The following is a 20,977-nucleotide window of genomic DNA, read 5'->3' as shown; positions in this document are numbered from 1 at the left end:
GTGGCGACCGCGACGGCCCGCGCCCGGCCCTCGTCGCCGGAGGTGCCGGGGCCGCCCGCCGCCGCCGGGCCGCCCGAGGTGACCGCGCCGTCGGTGACCGGCCCGGCGAACGCGCCGCCGCCCCGCGCGAACGCGATCACGTGCTCGGCGGCCTCGCCGTCGGCCTCCAGCGGCGTGTACGCGGCGTCGGCGCCCAGACGGCGGCGCAGCCGGAGCGCCTGAGTGGTGACCAGCAGCTTGGCCGCGTCCCACTCGGAGACGGGGGTGCGCGGGTAGCTCACGGGCCGCCGGTTGTCCGGGTCGACCAGCGAGAAGTCGGTCGTCTCGTTGCCCTGGTAGACGTCGGGGACGCCCGGCATCATGAGCTGCACCAGTTTGGCGCCCAGCGAGTTGGACATCGCGTAGCGGTCGATCCGCTCGGTGAACTCCCCGACGGGCAGCTTCACGGCGGCCTCGGCGAAGTCGCGCAGCCGCTGCTCGTAGCCTGGGTCGGGGTTGACCCACGAGATCGCGGTCTTGGCCTCGCGGGCGGCCTTGAGCAGGTAGCCGGCGAAGCGCTCGGCGGAGATGGGCCAGGCGGCCATGAGGTTCTGCCAGGCCAGGTAGTCGAGGTGGGGGTCGTGCGACACCGCCGACGACCAGGCGGTGACGGCCTCCTCCCACTCGCCGGGCAGCTCCGACAGCACCGACAGGCGAGCGCGCACGTCCTCCGACCGCTTGGTGTCGTGGGTGGACAGCGTGGTCATCGAGTGGGGCCGCATCTCGGCGCAGGACGCGTGGAACTCCTCGACCGGGGTCCCGAACACGTCCGGCTCGCCGCCCACCTCGTTCAGGCAGGACAGCGGGAACCACCGGTACAGCGCCGTGTCCTCGACGCCCTTGGCCATGACCGGGCCGCACGCCTGCTGGAAGCGGGTGACGACCTCGGGCGTGCCGTGCAGGACCTCGTGGGCGAGCCGCCGCGCGGCGGGAGAGCAGGCCGCGGCGGCCGTCTCGACGATCTCGGCCGACTCGGGCGGCACCGGCTCCCCCGGCACCACGTACGCCCGGTAGACCGGCATCGCGGCCAGCAGCTCGGCCACGGTCTCCGGCTCGGTGCCGGCCGCGGCGGCCAGGCGCCTCACCTCGGCGCCGAAGAACAGGTCCAGCACCTCGCGCTTCGAGCGCGCCACCACCTCCCGGTAGTCGGCGGGCTGCCCGGTCAGGCGGGTGAACAGCTCCAGCAGCGGCTGCCTGCCCGCCGGGTCCACGAACAGGCCGTTGACGCGGTTGAGCACCTCGTAGCCGGTGGTGCCGTCGCACGGCCAGTCGTCCGGCAGCCGCTCGTGGCCGATGAGGATCTTCTCGACGACGGTCCAGGTGTCGCCGGTCCTGGCACGCAGCCGTTCGAGATAGCCGCGCGGATCGGCGAGCCCGTCGGGGTGGTCGATGCGCAGCCCGTCGACCAGCCCCTCGTCGAGCAGCCAGAAGATCACCTCGTGGGTGGCGAAGAACACCTCCGGGTCCTCGACGCGCAGCCCGATCAGTGTGGAGACGTCGAAGAAGCGCCGGTAGCCGGGCCCCTCGCGCCAGTCGACCAGCCGGTAGTGGCCCGGGTAGGGGAACGCGTGCTCGTGGTAGCGCAGCACGTCGCCGTCCACGACGGGCTCGGTGTCGTCGCCCAGCACCGGGAGCGCCACCTTCCCGCCGTCCCACTCGATGTCGAACCAGCGCGCGTACGGCGAGGCGGTGCCGTCGCGCAGCACCGACCAGAACGCGCCGTTGGTGGTGTTCATGTGGTTGGGCACGATGTCCACGACGATGCCCAGGTCGTGGGCGGCGAGCCGTTCGGCCATCTCCCTGAAGCCCTTGGCGCCGCCGAACTCCTCGCGGATGCGGGAGTGGTCGGTGACGTCGTAGCCGTGCAGCGAGCCGGGCGTCGCCTGGAGGATCGGCGACAGGTAGACGTGGGTGACCCCCAGGTCGCGCAGGTAGCCGGCGATCTCCCCCACCTGGGCGAACCCGAAGTCGGGGGTGAGCTGGACGCGGTAGGTCGACAGGGGCCTAGACACGGCGCAGCACTCTCACGCTGCGGCCGGGGACGGCCACGCTCTCACCGGCCCGGCAGATCCGGATGTCCAGGCTGATCGGCAACGCGGTGTCGATCTCGGTCTGCCACATCTCTCCGTAGTCCTTGGGGATCGTGAACGTGATGGGTTCGTGGTGGGCGTTGAACAGCAGTAGGAACGAGTCGTCGCGGATGGGCCGGCCGCGCCGGTCGGGCTCGGTGATGGCGTCGCCGTTCAGGAACACGGCCAGCGACTTGGCGTATCCGACGTTCCAGTCGGCGTCGGTCATCTCCTCCCCGGCCGGGGTGAGCCAGGCGATGTCGCTCAGCCCGCGTACGGGACGGCCGTAGAAGAACCTCCTGCGCCGGAACACCGGGTGTTTCTTGCGCAGCGCGGCCAGGCTCTGCGTGAACTCCAGCAGCAGCCAGTTCTCCCGCACGTCGGACCAGTCGACCCAGGTCAGCTCGTTGTCCTGGCAGTAGCCGTTGTTGTTGCCCCGCTGGGTGCGACCCAGCTCGTCGCCGTGCGAGAGCATCGGCACGCCCTGCGACAGGAACAGCGTGGTCAGGAAGTTGCGCTTCTGCTGCTCGCGCAGCGACTCGACGGCCAGGTCGGCCGGGCCCTCGGCGCCGCAGTTCCAGGACCGGTTGTCGTCGCTGCCGTCGCGGTTGCCCTCCTTGTTGGCCTCGTTGTGCTTGTGGTCGTACGAGACGAGGTCCTGCAGGGTGAAGCCGTCGTGGCAGGTGACGAAGTTGATGGAGGCGGCGGGGCGGCGGCTGTCGTCCTGGTAGAGGTCGCTGGAGCCGGTGAGCCGGGAGCCGAACTCGGGCAGCGTCGCCGGCTGCCCGCGCCACAGGTCGCGGATGGTGTCGCGGTAGCGGCCGTTCCACTCGGTCCAGCGGGAGGGGAAGTTGCCCACCTGGTAGCCGCCGGGGCCGACGTCCCACGGCTCGGCGATGAGCTTCACCTGCGACAGCACCGGGTCCTGCTGCACCAGGTCGAAGAAGGCGCTCAGCCGGTCCACCTCGTGCAGCTCGCGGGCCAGCGTCGAGGCGAGGTCGAAGCGGAAGCCGTCGACGTGCATCTCCGTCACCCAGTAGCGGAGCGAGTCCATGATCATCTGGAGGACGTGCGGGGAGCGCATGAGCAGGCTGTTGCCGGTGCCCGTGGTGTCCATGTAGTAGCGCGGGTCGCCGTCGACGAGCCGGTAGTAGTTGGGGTTGTCGATCCCCTTGAACCCCAGCGTGGGCCCCAGATGGTTGCCCTCGGCCGTGTGGTTGTAGACGACGTCCAGGATGACCTCGATGTCCGCCTCGTGCAGGGCCCGCACCATGGCCTTGAACTCCAGGACCTGCCCGCCGCGCTGCCCCTGGCTGGAGTAGCGGTTGTGCGGGGCGAAGAAGCCGATCGAGTTGTAGCCCCAGTAGTTCGTCAGCCCGCGCTCCTCCAGGACGTGGTCGGTGACGAACTGGTGGACCGGCATCAGCTCGATGGCCGTCACGCCGAGCTTGGTCAGGTGGTCCAGGATCTCGGGGTGGCCCAGGGCCGCGTACGTGCCGCGCAGGTGCTCGGGGATCTTCGGGTGCCGGACGGTGAGCCCGCGCACGTGCGCCTCGTAGATCACGGTGTCGTGGTACGGCGTGGCGGGCGGCCGGTCGTGGCCCCACCCGAAGAACGGGTTGATCACGATGGAGCGCGGCATGTACGGGGCGGAGTCCATGTCGTTGCGCGAGTCGGGCTGACCGAACCGGTAGCCGTACACCGCCTCGTTCCACTTCACGTCGCCCTCGATGGCCATCGCGTACGGGTCGAGCAGCAGCTTGGCCGGGTTGCACCGCAGGCCCTTGGCCGGGTCGTACGGGCCGTGCACGCGGTAGCCGTAACGCTGGCCGGGGTTGACGCCGGGCAGGTAGCCGTGCCAGATGAAGCCGTCCACCTCCGGCAGCGCCACGCGGGTCTCCCCGCCCTGCTCGTCGAACAGGCACAGCTCCACCTTGTCGGCGGCCTCCGTGTAGAGCGAGAAGTTGGTGCCCGCGCCGTCATAGGTGGCCCCGAGTGGATAGGGGTCTCCCGGCCAGACTTCGATCATCAAGGCTCCCTTACGGCTCTTCCCCATGTTCCGTTCCCCCGCCCCGCCGGACAAGCACCACCGCACAAGCACCGCCGGCGGGCGCGGCTCCCCGTGGACGGATCAGGTCCTTCCCCCAGAACGCGCCCTTAGCCCGCCGCCGGGCACCGGTTTGGGGCCGCTGTCACCTGCCGCTTCGCACGAGGGCCGCGCACCGCGTTTGATCGCGCTCTCCCCGGTCACGTAGGCGTTCCATGGGTGGATTCAGAAAGTTCCTCTTACGGGGCAACATCGTGGAGCTGGCCGTCGCGGTGATCGTGGGGGCCACGTTCAGCGGACTCGTGCAGGCGCTCGTCGCCGACCTCATCACCCCGCTGATCGGGGCCGTGACGGGCGGCAAGCAACCCGACTTCGCCGACTACGTCTTCACGGTCAACGGGAGCCAGTTCAAGTACGGCGACTTCCTCAACCACCTCCTCAGCTTCCTCATCATCGCGGCCGTCGTGTACTGGCTGGTGGTCATGCCCATGACCCGGCTGATCACCCTGTTCGACCGTGACAAGGAGGCGACGACCAAGCAGTGCCCGGAGTGCCTGAGCGACATCCCGACCGAGGCGCGCCGGTGCGCGCACTGCACCGCCACGCTGGTGCCCGACTCCGAGAAGCCCTCCCTGGCCGACCCGCGGTAGCCGCCGGAGTCTGGGAAGAACATCCCCGGCATTGGGCGAGGCTTGAGGCGAACAGGGCACAGAACGGGGCGCAGGAGGGCGGAAGTCACCGAGGTGCCCAGTACGCATGGGCTGTGGGGTTTTGGCAGGTTGTGGGCTTCAAGGGTGCCGCGGGTTGGGCAAGATGGGCGGGTGAGCGTTGAGTTGATGGTCTGGGACGAGCCCGTGCCGATCTCCAGGGACATGGCGCGGGCCGCGTACCTGGCCGCGAAGAAGGGCAGGCCGGTCCAGGGCGAGCTGCCGCAGGTGGCCAAGGAGCTGCCGGGGCTCGTCACGGTGTTCCCCGGGCACGTACTGGTGACGATGGAACTGGAGTCGATGGACGAGATGTCCGCCCAGGTGTTCACCATCGCGCGGGCGCACGGGCTGGTCTGCTACGACCCGCAGCGCGACCTCGTCCACAACGTCGGACCGCTCGGCGTGTACCAGGGCATGCAGCTCCACACCGGCGACGGCATGATCGTCCACGACCCCGACCTGGGGCTGGTCCACGACGTGCTCGCGACCCTGTCGGCGCAGAACCCGTTCGCGGCGCTCGTGACGTTCGGGCACCACTTCATCCAGGTCTCACCGGCCGGGCCCGCCGGGCACGCGGACCACGCCGCGGAGCCCTCCGGCTACGAGGTGGAGTACAAGGAGGGGCACATGGTGCGCACGCTGATGCCGCGCCTCGACGACGTGCGCCAGGCCTTCCACGAGTACGCCACCGGCGACCGGTCCTTCCTGGCGCGGCACGACTGGTCGTGACCTGCAACCACGGCACGACCGGGTTGGTGGCAGGATCGGCGGGATGAGGACCCATTACCCGGCCATCGAGCCCTACGACTCCGGCTTCCTCGACGTGGGGGACGGCAACGAGATCTACTGGGAGCTCGTCGGCAACCCGGACGGCAAGCCCGCGGTCATGCTGCACGGCGGCCCGGGCGGCGGGTGCACCACCAAGCACCGCCGGCAGTGGAACCCCGACCTGTACAAGGTGGTGCTGTTCGACCAGCGCAACTGCGGGCGCAGCCGTCCCCACGCCAGCGAGGCCACCACGTCGCTGGAGCACAACACCACCTGGCACCTCGTCGCCGACATGGAACGCCTGCGCGAGCACCTCGGCATCGAGGCGTGGCAGGTGTTCGGCGGATCGTGGGGCAGCGCGCTCGCCCTGGCGTACGCGCAGACCCACCCGGGGCGGACGACCGAGCTGGTGCTGCGCGGCATCTTCACGCTGCGCCCCCAGGAGCTGCGCTGGTTCTACCAGGAAGGTGCCTCCTACCTGTTCCCCGACCGGTGGGAGGCGTTCCTGGCGCCGATCCCCGAGGAGGAGCGGGGCGACCTCATGGCCGCCTTCCGCCGCCGCCTGGAGGGCGACGACCCGCAGGCGCGGCTGGCGGCGGCCCGGGCGTGGGCGCAGTGGGAGGCGTCCGCGATCACGCTGCTGCCGGACGAGGAGCTCGTCGCGGAGTTCGGCGAGGAGCGCATGGCGGTGGCCTTCTCCCGGATCGAGAACCACTACTTCACCCACCTGGGCTGGTTCGAGCCCGATCAGCTCATCCGCGACGTCGGCAAGATCCGCCACATCCCGGCGGTCATCGTGCAGGGCCGCTACGACGCCTGCACGCCCATGGCCACGGCCTGGGACCTGCACCGCGCCTGGCCCGAGGCGGAGTTCCACGTGGTGGCGGACGCGGGGCACGCCGCGACCGAGCCGGGCATCGTGGACCGGCTCATCGCGGCGACAGACGGCTTCGCGCGAGGCGTACCATCGGCGTGACCGCGCCGACCAGCAGCAGCGTGCAGAGCGGCGCCAGCGTCACCCCGATGAGGAAGCCCGCCGCCACGTCGTGCGGGTAGTGGACGCCGACGAACACCCGCGAGAACGCCATGACCGCCGCCAGCGGCAGCACCACCCAGGCCAGGGCGCGCCAGGCCAGCACGAGCGCGCCGGCGGCGCCGGCGGCGATCACGGAGTGGTTGCTGGGGAACGACCAGTCGTCCGGCGGCGGGCACGCGGCGATCGTCGCGACACCGCCCCGGCACGGCCGGTCCTCCCTGACCACGGTCTTGAGGACCTCGCTGAAGACGTACGCGCACACCACGCCGGCCGGGCCGGCGATCGCGATCGCCAGGTCGCGCGGGGGCCCGTTGCGCGCCCGCCACCAGCACAGCACGAACAGCGCCGCGAACAGGAACAGGCCGGCGTCGGTGCCCACCTCGGCGAGGGTGTGGAGCCATCCGGGCGTGCTGAGGGCGAAGTCGGCGATGTCGCGGTACACACGTGTCCAATCGGTGAACGAGCAATGACACGACCTTACGGAAGATCACCGGTGTCCGGGTCGGACTCCCGGCCGATTCCGGGCCGTCACCCTCGGCCGATCGGCCGAGCGCCGGGCCGCGCCAGGCGGCGCGCCGGACGGACCGCTGAGGCTTCGAGGCGACGGCGCGCCGGATGGGCGGCTGAGGCCTCGGGGCGACGGCGCGCCGGATGGGCGGCGTAGGCCTGGTTCGGGCCGGGTAGAGAGGCATGCGTGATCGGAGAGCACGTGATCGTCGGCTACACCGCCGACGCCGGTGGACGTGACGCCCTCGCCCTCGGCGCCGCGATAGCGCGGGTCACCGGCGGCGAGCTGACCGTGGCGACGATCTACCCGCCCGGCAGTCCCGGCGAGGCCGTTGAGGCGCAGGCGAACCTGGCGCACGCCGCCGAGGAGCTGGGCGATGTGCCCGCCGAGTACATCACCTACGAGAGCCGGGGCGTGGGACGCGGGCTGTCGGTCCTGGCCAGCCGCATCCGGGCCGACCTCATCGTGGCCGGTTCGGCGGACGGGGGGCAGCGGGGGCGCATCGGGATCGGCTCCACCTCGGACCACCTGCTGCACCTGTCGCCGGAGGCGGTGATGCTGGCGCCCTCCGGCTACCGCCCGCCGCCGGAGGCGGGCCGGCTGACGCTCGCCTACGTCCACCGGCCCCAGTGCGACGCCGCCGTCGAGCGGGTGGCGCAGACGGCGCTGCGGCTGGGCGTGCCGCTGCGGCTCATCACGTTCGACCTGCGGACGGACGATCCCGGCCGGCTCGGGGACGACCTGGCCCTCGCCGTACGGCTGGCGTGGGAGAGCACCGGCATCGAGGCCGAGGCGGAGGTCGCCGAGGGGCACGACGTGGCGGAGGCGATGGCGGCGCTGGAGTGGACGCCGGGCGAGCTGCTGGTGTGCGCGGCGAGCGAGGACGCGCAGCCGCACCGGGTCTTCCTCGGTGAGCTGGCCATGAAGGTGCTGCGGGCGGCGCCGTGCCCGGTCGCCGTGCTGCCCCGCGGCTTCGACTGACGCCGGGCCCGGGCCTCGTCCGGAGCGACCCGCGGGCGAACCGCGGGCCGCGTCCGGGTGAGGTCAGGCGCCGGAGCGCCGCCTCCTGATCGTGGCCTCGTACAGCTCCAGGTAGCGATCGGCCATGACGCCGGGCGTGAAGCGGCGGGCCGCCTCCGCGCGGCACTCCTCCGGGTCGATCTCGTCCACCCGCAGCACGTACTCGGCCAGTTCCTCCTCCGTGTCGGCGAGCCACCCGGTGCGGCCGTGGTCGATCAGCTCGGGCAGGCAGCCCCGGCGCAGGCCCACGGCGGGCACGCCGAGCGCCAGCGCCTCGACCACGGCGGTGCCGCCCGGCTCGTCCCACTGGACGGGGAACAGGGCGGCCCGTGCGGAGCCGTACAGCTCGTCGCGCCGCCGGCCCTCTACGGTCCCCTCCCAGCGGACCAGGTCGCCGTCGAGGTAGGGGGCGACCGCCTCCAGGTGGTAGCGCACGTCGGGGTGGACGTGCAGCGGGTGGTACGGGTCCTGGGCGACGGCCTCCAGCTCGGCCGGCGTGCCGAGGCCGCTGACCGGGCCGGCCAGCGCGAGCGGCAGGCCGAGCTTCTGGCAGATGCGGGCCGCGATGTGCTGGCCCTTGAGCCGGCAGATCCGCCCCATGACCACCAGGTGCTCGCCGCGTTCCGCCCGGGGGGCGCCTGCGGCGAGCGGGGTGGCCAGGTGGACCGCGCCGAGCGCCGCCGCGCGCAGGGCGGCCGGCGCCAGGCGGAGCTGCGACTCCGACACGCCGTTGACCGCGATCGAGGCCGGGAAGGCGCCGTAGAACGCGGCGTGCTTGCGCAGGTCCCAGTGGAGGGTGTGCAGCACGGGCGGCCCGCCGAGGACGGAGAGCACGGCCGGGCCGACCACCTCCAGGTGGTCGTGGACGAGGTCCACGTCGTCGCGGCGCCGCACCTCGCGCGCCACCATCGCCTGATGGGCGTGCGCGATGCCCATGACCTGGTTGTACGGTTTCTGCAGGTCCGCGAACCGGCCGGAGTCGTAGACGCTGACCAGCTCGTCCACCTCCAGCGTGCTCGACCCGACGGAGGCGAGGACGACCCGCACGCCGCGCTCGCGCAGGGCGGGCACGAGCGTGGCCACGACGTTCTCGATGCCGCCGTAGCCGGGAGGCGGCACCGGCAGCCACGGGCCGGTGTTGATCAGCACGTTCATGCGACGTCCTCCTCGGCGAGCAGCGAGGCGAGCGGCGGGCGCTCGGCCACGACGACGTTCATGAGCGATGCCTGTCCGTCGACCCCGAACTGCAGCAGCGTGCGGGCCGGGGGCTGGGCGGCCATGACCCGTCCCTGGCGTTCGAGCCGGGTCCAGGCGGTGTGCAGGATCTGCCCGGCCATGCGGCCGAGCGCGGCGGTGGACTGGTGGGAGTGGACGCGCACGCCCAGGTCGACCTGGGCCATGGCGTCGAGGCCGACGAGCTCCAGCAGGTCCACCAGGAGCCCCAGCTCAACGCCGTATTCGGTGACGAACGGGACCTGCTCCAGGGTCTCGCGGCGGCCAGCGTACTCGCCGCCGAGCGGCTGGTGGAATCCGGCCAGCTCGGGCCAGAACATGTTGAGGATCGGGCGTGCCACCAGCTCGGTGACCCGTCCGCCGCCTCCGCGCCGCGTCACCCCGTCGGCGCCGGTGAACGGGCGCTCGCAGGCGCCCTTGACGAACTGGACGCGGGGGTCGGTCAGCAGCGGCCCGAGGAGGCCGGTGACGAAGTGCGCCCCGAAGTCGCGCAGGTCGGCGTCGACGAAGACGACGATGTCCCCGCTGGAGGCCGCCAGTCCCTTCCACAGGGCCTCGCCCTTTCCGGTGAGGGGCGGCAGGTGGGAGAGCACCGCGTTCTGCGCCACGACGCGGGCTCCCGCCGCGGCGGCCCGCTCGGCCGTCGCGTCGGTGGAGTTGGAGTCGACCACGAGGATCTCGTCCACGAGCGGGATCCGCTCGACGAGTTCGCGGCGGATCACGGTGACGATGTCGCCGACTGTCGGCTCCTCGTCGCGCGCCGGCAGGACGACGCTCACCGTGGTCGTTCCCTTGGCGAGGAGCAGGGTCTCGGGGGCCCACTCGGCCGCGGTGCTCGAGTGGGGACCGTACCATTCCCGAGCCCTGGCCAAGGCCCGCAGCTCTGTCTCCATGCACTCAGCCCCGTTCTGTTTAGGGGGTCACGGTCGCGCATATGTTCCCTATTGCCGGGCGTTTGAACGTGTTGTTTGATTTTGCGCAAAAGTGGGATAGGCGAGATGTGTCCTCAATCACCCGTGTAGGCATCATCGGTGCCGGAAATGTCGCTGCGCGTCACGCGGACGTGCTGTCAGGTTTTCCCGACGTGGCGATCACCGGAATCGCCGACGTCGATCCTCTGAAGGCCGAGGCGCTCGCGGCGCGTCATGGAGTCCCGGCTTTTGACGGCCACGCCGGGCTGCTCGAGGCGGGCGGACTCGACGCAGTATACGTCTGCGTGCCCCCATTCGCGCACGGTAAGCCAGAGCAAGATGTTCTGTCGTGCAATCTTCCGATTTTTGTTGAAAAACCGCTCGCGCTGGACCTGGAGACGGCGGAAAACATCGCGTCCGAAATCCGGCGCCGCCGCCTACCCTCGGCGGTCGGCCATCACTGGCGCTACCTGGACGTTCTCGACCGGGCGCGCGACCTGCTGGCCGACCGGCCGGTACGGCTGGCGCTCGGCCACTGGCTCGACAAGGTGCCCCCGGTCGGCTGGTGGCTGGACCCGGCCCGCTCGGGCGGCCAGGTCGTCGAGCAGGCGGTCCACGTCCTGGACCTGGCCCGCGTCCTGGTCGGTGAGGTCACGATGGTGCACTCCGTCCCCGCCGCCCCCGCGCACCACGGCGCCAACGGGGAGGTGGACCGGGCCGTGGCCGCCGTGCTGCGCTTCGCGGACGGCGCCACGGGCACGCTGGCCACGACGAGCCTGCTCCGGCACAAGCACCGGGCCGGCCTGGAGGTGTACGCGGACGGCGTCGCCCTGGAGCTGACCGAGACCTCGCTGACCGTCGACGGCACCGAGGTGGTCGAGGACGCGGGCCGGGCGAAGACGCTGGTCGACCGCGCCTTCATCGACGCCGTGCGCGACGGGGACGGCGACGTGCGGGTGCCGTACGACGAGGCGCTGCGCACCCACCGGCTGGCGCTCGCGCTGGCCCGGTCGGCGACCCTGGGAAGGCCGGTGACGCTCGATGGCTGACCCGAGGACGGACACGACGGCGCCCCCCGCAGCGCGCGCGACGGCGCGGAGCCGGGTGCTCTGCGTGGCGGCGCCCGGCGAGGTCACCCTGGTCGAGGAGGAGCTGCCCGAGGTGCCCGAGGGCGGGTTCCGAGTGGAGACGGTCTACAGCGGGATCTCCGCCGGCACCGAGCTGACCTACGTCAAGGGCACCAACCCCTACCTGGCCGCCTCGTGGGACCGGGCGCTCGGCCTGTTCCGGCCGGGCGCCCCGGCGGTCGCCTACCCCGTGCGCGGCATCGGGTACATGCAGGTCGGCCGGGTGGCGGAGACCCGCACCGGGGCCGTGCGCGAGGGCGCGCTGGTGGCCATGGCGTACGGCCACCGCACCGGCTACGTGGCCGACCCGCTGGCGGACCGCTTCGTGGAGCTGCCCGCCGGCCTCGACCCGGTGCTCGGCGTCTACGTCGCCCACATGGGGCCGATCTGCGCCAACGGGCTGCTGCACGCCGCCGCCGACCTGCACGGACCGGCGGCGCGTGACCTGGGGGACGGCGTGCGCGGGCGGCGCGTGGCCGTCGTCGGGGCGGGCGTGGTGGGGTTGCTGACGGCCTCGTTCGCGCTGGAGCACGGCGCGGCGGAGGTCGTGGTGGCCGACGAGACGCCCGAGCGGCTGCGGATCGCCGAAGCTCTGGGCGCCCGCCCCCTGGCGGCCGGCGGGAATCCGGCCACGGGCGGGAGCGTGGACGGGCAGGCCGGCGACGGGACAGGTGACCCGGCGGTGGAGCTGAAGCGCCGCTGGCGGCACGGCCCCGACGACCGGGGCGCCGACGTGGTGTTCCAGTGCCGCGGGCAGGCCAGGGCGCTCGCGCTGGCCCTGCGGATGCTGCGCCCGCAGGGCACGGTGGTGGACCTCGCCTTCTACACCGAGGGCGCGGACGAGGTGCGGCTCGGCGAGGAGTTCCACCACAACGGGCTGTCGCTGCGGTGCGCGCAGATCGGCCGGGTGCCGCGCGGCCTCGCCCACGCCTGGGACCGGGAGCGGCTGTCGTACGAGACGATCGCCCTGCTCGGGCGGCGTGGCGCGGCGCTACGCGAGCACCTCGTCACCGATGTCGCCGATTTCGCCGAGGCGCCGCGCCTCCTCGCGGATCTGGCCGCCCGCCGGCGTCACTCCGTCCAGGCCGTCCTCCGCCGCGACGTCGAGGATGAGGGCGGCTGACCAGCTGAAGTCGTGGCAGCCGTGCCCCTCCAGCGTGAACGGGTCGAAGTACTCGCGGAACCCGGACGTCGTGACGGCCCTGACCATGCCCTCGGCCAGCGGCGCGGCCAGGTCGGGACGGCGCCGCCGCAGGCCCCGCCAGATCAGCCAGGTGAGGTTGACCCAGGCGGGGCCGCGCCAGTAGCGCACCGGGTCGAACTCGGGCGCGGCCGGCGCGAAGCTGGGCACGACGCCGTCCTTGAGCCCGAAGCGGTCGAGCCCCGTGCCGATCAGCTCGTTGACCAGCTCGCGCGGCAGACCGGGCAGCATGAGCGGCGTCAGCCCGGCGGCGCTGTTGGAGCGCACGAGGCAGCCGGTGAGCACGTCGCGGGCGTGGAAGAGCCCGTCGTCGTAGAGATGCTCGGCCATCGCGGAGGTGACGGCGGCGGCCTCCCGGGCGTGCGGCTCGGGGTCGAGCCCGATCACCCGCGCGATCCGCCCCAGCGCCACCTCGGCCACGCCGTACGCGGCGTTGAACAGCGGGTCCTCGACCCGGAAGGCGTCGGAGCGGCGGTAGCCGGTGTCGCGGTAGGCGCGGGCGAGCGAGGTGTAGCGCGCGTAGTCGCGGTCGGTGGGCCGTTCCTCCACGCTGACGTGGGTGGTGTCGCGGCGCACGAACGCCGACGGCTCGGGCTCGACGACGGCCAGCGGCACGTCCCAGGCCGGGCTGTTGTCCATGCCCGACTCCCAGGGGTGCACGATCGAGATGAGCCCCTCGGGCGAGCGCCTGGCCGAGCGCAGGAACTCCTGCTGGGCGACCAGGCGGGGATAGATCCGCCGCAGGAAGGCGGGGTCGGGCTCAGCCAGGTGGACGCGCCAGGCGGCCAGCGCGTGGACGGGCGGCTGCACGATCCCCGAGGTCCTGATCCCGGACGGGGCGCTGACCTGCCAGAACTCCGGCCCGGGGAAGTAGGCGCCCTCGGGCACCGCCGGGTTGAAGACGATGTGCGGCACCCGGCCGTCGCGCCACTGCGCGCCGAACAGCGTCAGCAGCTCCGACCTGGCCCGGCGCGGCGACCACCGGGCGTTGCCGATCGCGATGAAGGCGGAGTCCCAGCTCCACTGGTGGGGGTACAGGGTTCGGGAGGGGACCGTGTAGCTGCCGTCCCAGTTGGCGACGAGCACGCGGACGGCATCGCGGAGGATCATAGGAATTTCCTGATGAAGGAGGCGGTCTGAGGAAGGACGATCTCCGGCTCGCCCCGCAGGCGGCATTCCAGCGCGAGGTACCCGTCGTAGCCGGCGGCGTCGAGAGCGGCGAGCTGGGCCGCCCAGTCGAGGTGGCCGGTGCCGGGCTGGTTGCGGTTGGACTCGCTGACCTGCATGTGCGCCAGATAGGGGGCGGCCTCCAGGATCGAGCGGCAGGGATCGTCCTCCTCGATGTTCATGTGGTACGTGTCACCGGCCACCCGGATCGCGTCCATCGAACAGTACGACACGGCCTCGGCCAGCGTGTTCACCATGTGGTTCTCGTACCGGTTGAGCGGCTCCAGCATGATGAGCACGCCGTTGCGCTGGGCGTGCTCGCCGAGCGTGGCCAGCGCCTCGGCCAGCACCTCGCGGTCCTGGTCGGGCCCGCGGGGCGGCTCGAACGGCGGCAGCCGGCGCGAGAACTGGCCCCAGGAGGCCGGGGTCATCACGCCGATGCCGCCGAGCTCGGCGATCACGGTGAGCTGGGACCTGAGCTGCTGGATGGCGTCCTTGCGCCGGGCCGGGTCGAAGTCGCCGATGAAGTGCGGCATGTCCACGCACACGGTCGGCATGACGACGCCGTCGGCGCGGGCGCGCTTGAGCTCGGTCAGGCGGGTGGCGAAGTGGAAGTCGCCCTTGCCGCGCAGCTCGACGGCGTCGAAACCGGCCTCGACCGCGAAGGCGTACTTCTCCTGCAGCGTGCGGCCGGGCAGAAGCTGCTCCTGGACGGAAAGCTTCACTGTCTCACTCCTCGAATCGGAAGACGAGCTGGAGGACGTCCGCCGGCCGGTGGTCGAGCAGTTCGTAGGCCGCGGCGGCGTCGCCCGCTGGGACCACGTGGCTGACCAGGCCGAGCACACCCACCTCGGCCCGGTGGACGAGCTCCATGAACGTGCGCTGGAGCCGCTCGACGTCCCAGCGGTGGGACAGCCAGGAGGCGACGCCGCCGATCTGGGAGGAGACGAGCTGCACCTGGTTGTGGTGGAACTCCTCGCCGAGCCGCAGGCCGGTCGCGTCGCCCTGGTAGAAGCCGGCGGCGACGACCCGGCCACCCCTGCGCACGGTCCTGATGGCCTCGTGCAGGCCCAGGTGGCTGCCGCTCAGCTCGATGGCGGCGTCGGCGCCCTCGACCCGCTTGCGGATCAGCTCGGCGACCGAGCCGGCGCGCACGTCGAAGGTCTCGGCGGCGCCGAAGGCGCGGGCCAGCTCAAGGCGGGAGGCGATGGCGTCGGCCGCGACGACCCGGGCGCCGCTGAGCACGGCCAGCCGGGTGGCGAGCAGGCCGATGACGCCCTGGCCGAACACGACGAGCTGGTCGCCGAGGTGGACGTCGGCCGCGTGGACGGCGTTGAGCGCGATGGCGCCGACGCGGGCGAACACGCCGGTCAGCGGGTCGGCGGCGGGCGGCAGCACGTGGCCGGCCAGCCGCTCGGCGGGCACGACGGCCTCGGCCCGGTGGCCCCAGACGCCCCAGACGAGGCTGCCGACGGGCGGGTCGGCGACGTCGGGCGCGGCCTCGACGACCTCGCCGACCTCCTGGTAACCCCAGCCCGTGAGGGGGTAGGCGTGCGTGCGGCCGTCGACGAAGAGCCGGCGCTCGACGTCCCAGCGACGGTTCAGGTACGGGTTGGTACCGCGGTAGGCGGTGAGTTCTGTACCGGCCGAAACCCCGGAGTAGAGCGTGCGGACCCGGACGGAACCCGGGCCGAGAGCGGCGGGCGGCTCGGAGCCGACATGAACGCGGCCCGGCCCTTCAAACGTGATGACGCGCATTCCCCCACGCTTACGATTATTGATCAAACGAAAGTCAAGGAATTAGTACGAACATGCAGACCATAGTTGAGCGGATAGCACTCTTAAGTCTAGGACTTCGTTCGGAGGTAAGAATGAAATTGGGTTTCCTGACCGCCTGTCTTCCCGAGCTCGATCTCGTGGATGTCGCCCGGTGGGCCGTCGAGCAGGGTTACGAGGCGCTCGAAGTCGCCGGATGGCCGTCGACGGATACCCGAAATCACATCAGAGTGGACCGTTTCGACGACGCCGAATGCGAGCGGGTCGGGAGAATCTTCGCAGAGACCGGACTCACCCTTTCCTCGATCGCCTATTACGAGAACAATCTGCACCCTCGCGCAGGGGCGGAGGTGAACGCGCACGTGCGCCGGTGCGTGGACGCCGCCGCGGCGCTCGGCTGCCCCACGGTCGGCACGTTCGTCGGCCGCGACCCCGGCCTGTCGGTCCGCGACAACCTCGAACGCGCCGAAGGCGTCTTCCGCCCCCTCGTCGCCTACGCCCGCGACCACGGCGTCGACCTGGTCATCGAGAACTGCTTGATGAAGAGCTGGCATCCCGACGGCTACCCGGGCAACCTGGCCTACTCCCCCGAGCTGTGGGAGTGGATGTTCACACTCGGGCTGCGGCTCAACTACGACCCGTCGCACCTGGTGGCGCTCGGCATCGACCCGGTCGCGGCGGCCATGCCGTACGTGTCGCAGATCGCGCACGTGCAGGCCAAGGACGTCGAGCTGCTGCCGGGCACCCTCAACCGCTTCGGCTACTACGGCCCGATCAGCGGCGAGAAGGGCTGGTACTGCTTCCGGGTGCCGGGACTGGGGCAGATCCAGTGGACCGACGTGATCGGCGCGCTGCGCCGGGGCGGCTACGACGGGGTGGTCTCGGTCGAGCACGAGGACCACGAGTGGACCGGCAGCACGGAGAGGGTACAGAGCGGTCTCGGTATCGCCTACCGGACGTTGCGCCCCCTCGTGCGGGGGTAAGTGCGGCATATCCCCGTGGACGAGGAGCGCGCCATGCCGAAGAGCACAACCGCCGTCCTCTGTGTCACCCTGATGGCCGCGGCCACGCTGACCGCGTGCGGCGGCGGGAACGAGAGGGCGGCCGACGAGATCACCGTCTGGACCGAGGAGAACCTCCCCGACCGGATGGCCGTGCAGAAGCAGATCGCCGCGGACTTCACCAAGAAGACCGGGATCAAGGTGAACCTGGTCGGAGTGGCCGAGGACCAGTTCAGCCAGATCGTCACCTCGGCGGCGGCCGCGGGCAAGCTGCCCGACGTCATCGGGGCCCTCCCGCTGGCGGCCGTGCGCGAGCTGGAGGCCAACGACCTGCTCGACACCGAGACCCCGGCCAAGGTCGTCGACCAGCTCGGCCGCGACTCGTTCTCGCGGCGCGCGCTCGACCTCGACAGTTCCGGCGGGAAGCTGCTGGCGGTGCCCAGCGACGGCTGGGCCCAGCTCGTCCTCTACCGCAAGGACCTGTTCGACCAGGCCGGCCTGGCGCCGCCCGACACGTACGAGGCGCTGGAGGCGGCGGCGCGCAAGCTCAACACCGGCGGCGTCGCCGGCATCACCCTGGCCATCGCGCCCAAGGACTCCTTCACCGCGCAGAGCTTCGAGCACGTGGCCCTGGCCAACGGCTGCCAGCTCGTGGACGCCTCCGGCAACGTCACGCTCGACTCGCCGCAGTGCGTGAAGGCGTTCGGCTTCTACGCCGGCCTCGTCAAGAACTCCTCGGTCAAGGGCAAGCAGGACGTCGACTCCACGCGCGCCACCTACTTCTCCGGCAAGGCCGCCATGGTCATCTGGTCGTCGTTCATCCTCGACGAGCTGGCGGGGCTGCGCAAGGACGCGCTGCCGAGCTGCGCGCAGTGCAAGGACGACCCGGGGTGGCTGGCGAAGAACACGGGCGTCGTCACGGCTCTGAAGGGCCCGGACGGGAGCGCGCCCGCCCAGTACGGGGAGATCGTCTCGTGGGTCGTCACCCGTGACGCGGCCAAGGACCCCGCCGCCACGTTCGTCGCGTACGCCATGAACGAGGGCTACGAGCGGTGGATCGGGATGGCGCCGGAGGGCAAGTTCCCCACCCGCAAGAGCTACGCCGCCGCCTGGAACAAGCTGCCCGCCGGCGTCGACACCAAGAAGCCGCTCGCCGACGTCTACCCGGCCTCCGTGCTGGACGCGCTGCGCGCCGGCCCCGACAGCTTCGGCCGCTGGGGCATCACGCAGGGCCAGGGCAAGCTGGTCGGCGCCACGATGGGCGAGCTGCCGGTGCCGAAGGCGCTCAGCCAGGTCGTGGACGGCTCGCTGACGCCGGAGCAGGCCGCCGCGCAGGCCAAGAAGGACGTCGAGACCATCAAGCGCGGAATCCGCCAATGACCCGCACGCTTCGGCAGCAGGAGGGGCGGGCCGGGCTGGCGTTGATCTCGCCCACCCTCGTCATCACTCTCGTCGTGGTCGTGCTGCCGCTCCTGTGGGCCGTCATGCTGGCCTTCCAGGACGTGCGGCTCATCAACATCCGGAGCAAGGGCCTGTTCGGCGGCTACACGCTGGAGAACTTCCGGTACGTGGTCTCCGAGCCGGGCTTCTGGCCGGCCCTGGTCAACACGCTCGTCTACACCGTGGCCGGCACGGCGCTGTCCATCGTGGTCGGCCTCGTCGCCGCGCTGACGCTGCGCGACCGCTTCAAGGGGCGCACGCTGGTGCGGGCCTCCATCCTCATCCCGTACGTGGCGCCGGTCGTGGCCGTCGCCTTCCTGTGGGAGACGATGCTGAACCCGCAGTACGGCATCGTGAACACCTGGCTCAGCCAGCCGATCGCCTTCCTCAGCCAGGCCAAGGGCACGTTCCTCGGGGTGGAGGTGCCGGTGGCGCTGCTGACGGTCATCGCGTTCGAGGCGTGGCGGTACTTCCCGTTCGCGTTCCTGTTCATCCTGGCCCGGCTCCAGGCGCTGCCCGCCGACCTGGAGGAGGCGGCCGTGGTGGACGGGGCGACGCCCACCCAGCGCTTCCGGTACGTGATCATGCCGCAGCTCTGGCGGATCGTCGCGCTGCTGGCCGTGCTGCGCTTCGTGTTCACCTTCACCAAGTTCGACGACGTGTACCTGCTGACCGGCGGCGGCGCCGGGACCGAGGTGGTCAGCGTGCGCGTCTACAACTTCCTGACCTCGCGCGACGACATCGGCGCCTCGGCGGCGCAGGCGATCGTCCTCGCCGTCGTGCTGGTCGTCTTCCTGGCCCTCTACCTCAGGTTCTTCGCGGGAGGCGAACGTGAGCAGGACCGCTGAGCCGGTGGTGGCCGCCGGCGGGGGCGAACGGCCCGCGAGCGGGCGGCGCGGGCGGCCGATGAGCAGGGACCGGGTGGAGCGGGCCGTGCTGCGCGTGCTCAAGCCGCTGGTGATCGCCGTGCTCGTCGCCGTCACCGCGTTCCCGTTCCTCTACATGGTCACGCTGTCGCTGCGCGACATCCAGGAGCTGATCCTCGACCCCGGCTCGCTCTGGCCGCGCCGGCTCACCCTCGACACCTACGCCGACGTGCTGGACCGGCAGGGGTTCCTGACGTTCCTGGGCAACAGCGCGATCGTGGCCGTGGGCACCGTGGCGGTCACGCTGCTGATCTCGATCCCCGGCGCGTACGCGGTGGCCCGGCTGCGCTTCTTCGGACGCCGGCAGGTCCACTTCCTGTTCCTGGCCGTGTACCTCTTCCCGGCGATCGTGCTGGCCATCCCGCTCTTCGTGCTCTTCACGATGATGGGGCTGCGCGGGTCGCTGCTCGGGCTCATCCTCGTTTACATCGCGCAGACCGTGCCGGTCACGGTATACATGCTCCGCAACTACTTCGAGACCGTGCCGCGTAGCGTGGAGGAGGCGGCCGCCATCGACGGCTGCACGCGCCTGTCGACCATCTGGCGGGTCGTGCTGCCGCTGTCGAAGCCCGCGCTCATGGCGACCGGCCTCTACGTGTTCATGATCGCCTGGAACGAGTTCCTGTTCGCCCTGCTCTTCCTCGTCGAGAGGCGGGAGAGCTGGACGGTCTCCCTGGGACTCTCCCAGCTCGCGGGTAGCATCGAGATCCCGACCACGGTGCTCATGGCCGGGTCGGTGGTCCTCACGCTGCCCATCGTGATCGTGTTCTTCGCCAGCGAGCGCCTGCTCACCGAGGGTCTCACGGCGGGAGCGGAGAAGGGGTAGACGACGATGCTGACGGCAGGGCACATCCTCCAGCTCATCCGTGATGGGTCCTGCCGCACCCGCAAGGAGCTCATCGAGTACACCGGACTGTCCCGGTCGACGATCACCGACCGGGTCGACCGGCTGATCGAGGCCGGCTACATCCACGAGTCCGGCGTCGCCAGCTCCGGGGGCGGCCGGCCGCCCTCGGTGCTCGACCTCGACGCGGGCAAGCGCCTGGTGCTCGTGGCCGACCTCGGCGCCGGCCACGCCCGCGTCGCGCTGACCGACCTCGCCGCCCGGCCGCTGGCCGAGGAGCACACCGAGATGCGCATCGACCGCGGGCCCGACGCCGTCCTCACCTGGGTGCGGCACGCGTTCCAGCGGCTGCTGGACCGGACGGGCATGCCGCGCGAGCGGGTGTGCGGCATCGGCGTCGACCTGCCGGGCTCGGTGGACCACGGCACCGGGCGGCTGCTCCGCTCGTTCCTCATGCCCGGCTGGGACGACCATCCCATCAGCGCGAGCCTCAGCTCGGCGTTCGGCGTGCCGGTGCTCGTGGAGAACGACGCCAACGCGATGGCGCTCGGCGAGTGGTGGTCGTCGTGGCGGCGCACCCGGGCGCTGCTGCTCGTCAAGGTCTCCACGGGCATCGGCACCGGCGTGGTGCTGGACGGCGCCGTCTACCGGGGCGCCGAGGACGCCGCCGGCAACCTGGGCCACGTGCGGCTGCGCGAGAGCGACGACCGGGTCTGCACGTGCGGCTCGCGCGGCTGCGTCGCCTCGCTGGCCAGCGGCCACGCGTTAGCCACCGACCTCGGCGTGGAGACCAGCCGCGACGTGGTGCGCCTCGTCCAGGCCGGCGACCCGGCCGCCATCGCCCACGCCCAGGAGGCGGGCCGCACGCTCGGCGTCCTGCTGGCGACCGCGGTGAGCCTGCTCAACCCGGGTGTGCTGGTGCTGGCCGGGGACATGGCCGACGCCGGCGAGCACTACCTGACCGGCATCCGGGAGAGCGTCTACCGGCGCAGCCTGCCGTACACGACGCGCAACCTGGAGATCGTGACCAGCTCGCTGGGGCAGCAGGCCGGGATCGTCGGGACGGCGGTGATCGTCATGGAGCACGTGCTCAGCCCGGAGGCCGTGGACGCCGCCCTCGCCGCCCCGGCCGGCCGCTCCCGTACCGGCACCTGACC

General features: G+C 71.7%; 18 protein-coding genes. 11 read left to right on the top strand and 7 right to left on the bottom strand.

Annotation, left to right across the window (positions count from 1 at the left end; translation table 11 throughout):
* Together treY and glgX are read right to left on the bottom strand one after the other, a co-directional pair.
* A partial coding sequence (gene treY / locus AB0H81_RS24195; RefSeq protein ID WP_358378589.1) for a malto-oligosyltrehalose synthase occupies positions 1-2,051 on the bottom strand: 2,051 nt, incomplete at its 3' end.
* Positions 2,044-4,137, bottom strand: a complete 2,094-nt coding sequence (gene glgX, locus AB0H81_RS24190) for a glycogen debranching protein GlgX (RefSeq protein ID WP_358378586.1) — start codon at positions 4,135-4,137, stop codon at positions 2,044-2,046. The genes treY and glgX, both read right to left, overlap by 8 nt.
* A gap of 233 nt (positions 4,138-4,370) precedes the next feature.
* Between glgX and mscL the strand changes: the two genes are divergently transcribed.
* The 3 genes from mscL (at position 4,371) to pip (ending at position 6,606) form a co-directional block, all read left to right on the top strand.
* Positions 4,371-4,805 carry a large conductance mechanosensitive channel protein MscL gene (gene mscL / locus AB0H81_RS24185; protein WP_358378583.1) on the top strand — a complete coding sequence of 145 codons (435 nt, stop codon included), beginning with the start codon at positions 4,371-4,373 and terminating at the stop codon, positions 4,803-4,805.
* 171 nt (positions 4,806-4,976) lie between these two features.
* Entirely contained in the window at positions 4,977-5,591 is a 615-nt protein-coding gene (locus AB0H81_RS24180) for a hypothetical protein (RefSeq protein WP_358378581.1), read from the top strand.
* A 43-nt stretch (positions 5,592-5,634) separates the two neighbouring features.
* Positions 5,635-6,606 carry a prolyl aminopeptidase gene (gene pip / locus AB0H81_RS24175; RefSeq protein ID WP_358378578.1) on the top strand — a complete coding sequence of 324 codons (972 nt, stop codon included), beginning with the start codon at positions 5,635-5,637 and terminating at the stop codon, positions 6,604-6,606.
* Here the strand turns inward: pip and AB0H81_RS24170 are convergent.
* A complete protein-coding gene (locus AB0H81_RS24170; protein WP_358378575.1) occupies positions 6,560-7,108 on the bottom strand; it encodes a phosphatase PAP2 family protein in 549 nt (182 codons plus the stop codon). The two genes, pip and AB0H81_RS24170, sit on opposite strands and share 47 nt — an antisense overlap.
* Before the next feature lie 252 nt (positions 7,109-7,360).
* On the opposite strand from AB0H81_RS24170, the gene AB0H81_RS24165 reads away from it, so the two are divergent.
* Positions 7,361-8,155, top strand: coding sequence for a universal stress protein (locus tag AB0H81_RS24165; RefSeq protein WP_358378572.1), 795 nt, complete (start codon positions 7,361-7,363; stop codon positions 8,153-8,155).
* A 63-nt stretch (positions 8,156-8,218) separates the two neighbouring features.
* On the opposite strand, the gene AB0H81_RS24160 is transcribed toward AB0H81_RS24165, so the two are convergent.
* On the bottom strand, positions 8,219-9,349 hold the full coding sequence (locus AB0H81_RS24160; protein WP_358378570.1) for a glycosyltransferase: 1,131 nt from the start codon (positions 9,347-9,349) through the stop codon (positions 8,219-8,221).
* On the bottom strand, positions 9,346-10,320 hold the full coding sequence (locus tag AB0H81_RS24155) for a glucosyl-3-phosphoglycerate synthase (RefSeq protein ID WP_358378567.1): 975 nt from the start codon (positions 10,318-10,320) through the stop codon (positions 9,346-9,348). Before AB0H81_RS24155 ends, AB0H81_RS24160 begins: the two co-directional genes overlap by 4 nt.
* Positions 10,321-10,361: 41 nt before the next feature.
* On the opposite strand from AB0H81_RS24155, the gene AB0H81_RS24150 reads away from it, so the two are divergent.
* Together AB0H81_RS24150 and AB0H81_RS24145 are read left to right on the top strand one after the other, a co-directional pair.
* The gene (locus tag AB0H81_RS24150; RefSeq protein WP_358378564.1) at positions 10,362-11,387 is read left to right on the top strand and encodes a Gfo/Idh/MocA family oxidoreductase; all 1,026 of its coding nucleotides are present in this window, start codon (positions 10,362-10,364) and stop codon (positions 11,385-11,387) included.
* The gene (locus AB0H81_RS24145) at positions 11,380-12,588 is read left to right on the top strand and encodes a zinc-binding alcohol dehydrogenase (protein ID WP_358378561.1); all 1,209 of its coding nucleotides are present in this window, start codon (positions 11,380-11,382) and stop codon (positions 12,586-12,588) included. The genes AB0H81_RS24150 and AB0H81_RS24145 overlap by 8 nt, the downstream gene beginning before the upstream one ends.
* A gap of 1,184 nt (positions 12,589-13,772) precedes the next feature.
* Here the strand turns inward: AB0H81_RS24145 and AB0H81_RS24140 are convergent.
* Positions 13,773-14,558 (bottom strand): sugar phosphate isomerase/epimerase family protein, encoded by a 786-nt coding sequence (locus AB0H81_RS24140; protein ID WP_358378558.1) that lies wholly within the window; start codon positions 14,556-14,558, stop codon positions 13,773-13,775.
* A gap of 4 nt (positions 14,559-14,562) precedes the next feature.
* Positions 14,563-15,591, bottom strand: a complete 1,029-nt coding sequence (locus AB0H81_RS24135) for a zinc-binding dehydrogenase (RefSeq protein WP_358378555.1) — start codon at positions 15,589-15,591, stop codon at positions 14,563-14,565.
* Positions 15,592-15,704: 113 nt separating this feature from the next.
* Between AB0H81_RS24135 and AB0H81_RS24130 the strand changes: the two genes are divergently transcribed.
* Genes AB0H81_RS24130 through AB0H81_RS24110 form a run of 5 tightly spaced genes read left to right on the top strand, consistent with a single transcriptional unit; the run spans position 15,705 to position 20,975 of the window.
* A complete protein-coding gene (locus AB0H81_RS24130) occupies positions 15,705-16,592 on the top strand; it encodes a sugar phosphate isomerase/epimerase (protein ID WP_358378552.1) in 888 nt (295 codons plus the stop codon).
* Between the two features lie 33 nt (positions 16,593-16,625).
* The gene (locus AB0H81_RS24125; RefSeq protein ID WP_358378549.1) at positions 16,626-17,990 is read left to right on the top strand and encodes an extracellular solute-binding protein; all 1,365 of its coding nucleotides are present in this window, start codon (positions 16,626-16,628) and stop codon (positions 17,988-17,990) included.
* Positions 17,987-18,898 (top strand): sugar ABC transporter permease, encoded by a 912-nt coding sequence (locus tag AB0H81_RS24120; RefSeq protein WP_358378546.1) that lies wholly within the window; start codon positions 17,987-17,989, stop codon positions 18,896-18,898. Before AB0H81_RS24125 ends, AB0H81_RS24120 begins: the two co-directional genes overlap by 4 nt.
* On the top strand, positions 18,882-19,802 hold the full coding sequence (locus tag AB0H81_RS24115; RefSeq protein ID WP_358378543.1) for a carbohydrate ABC transporter permease: 921 nt from the start codon (positions 18,882-18,884) through the stop codon (positions 19,800-19,802). Before AB0H81_RS24120 ends, AB0H81_RS24115 begins: the two co-directional genes overlap by 17 nt.
* Before the next feature lie 6 nt (positions 19,803-19,808).
* Positions 19,809-20,975 carry an ROK family transcriptional regulator gene (locus tag AB0H81_RS24110; RefSeq protein WP_358378540.1) on the top strand — a complete coding sequence of 389 codons (1,167 nt, stop codon included), beginning with the start codon at positions 19,809-19,811 and terminating at the stop codon, positions 20,973-20,975.
* Positions 20,976-20,977 lie beyond the last annotated feature (2 nt).

The organism is Nonomuraea sp. NPDC050691, from assembly GCF_040654455.1.
Lineage (GTDB): Bacteria > Actinomycetota > Actinomycetes > Streptosporangiales > Streptosporangiaceae > Nonomuraea.
This window is presented reverse-complemented; position numbering and strand designations above follow the sequence as displayed.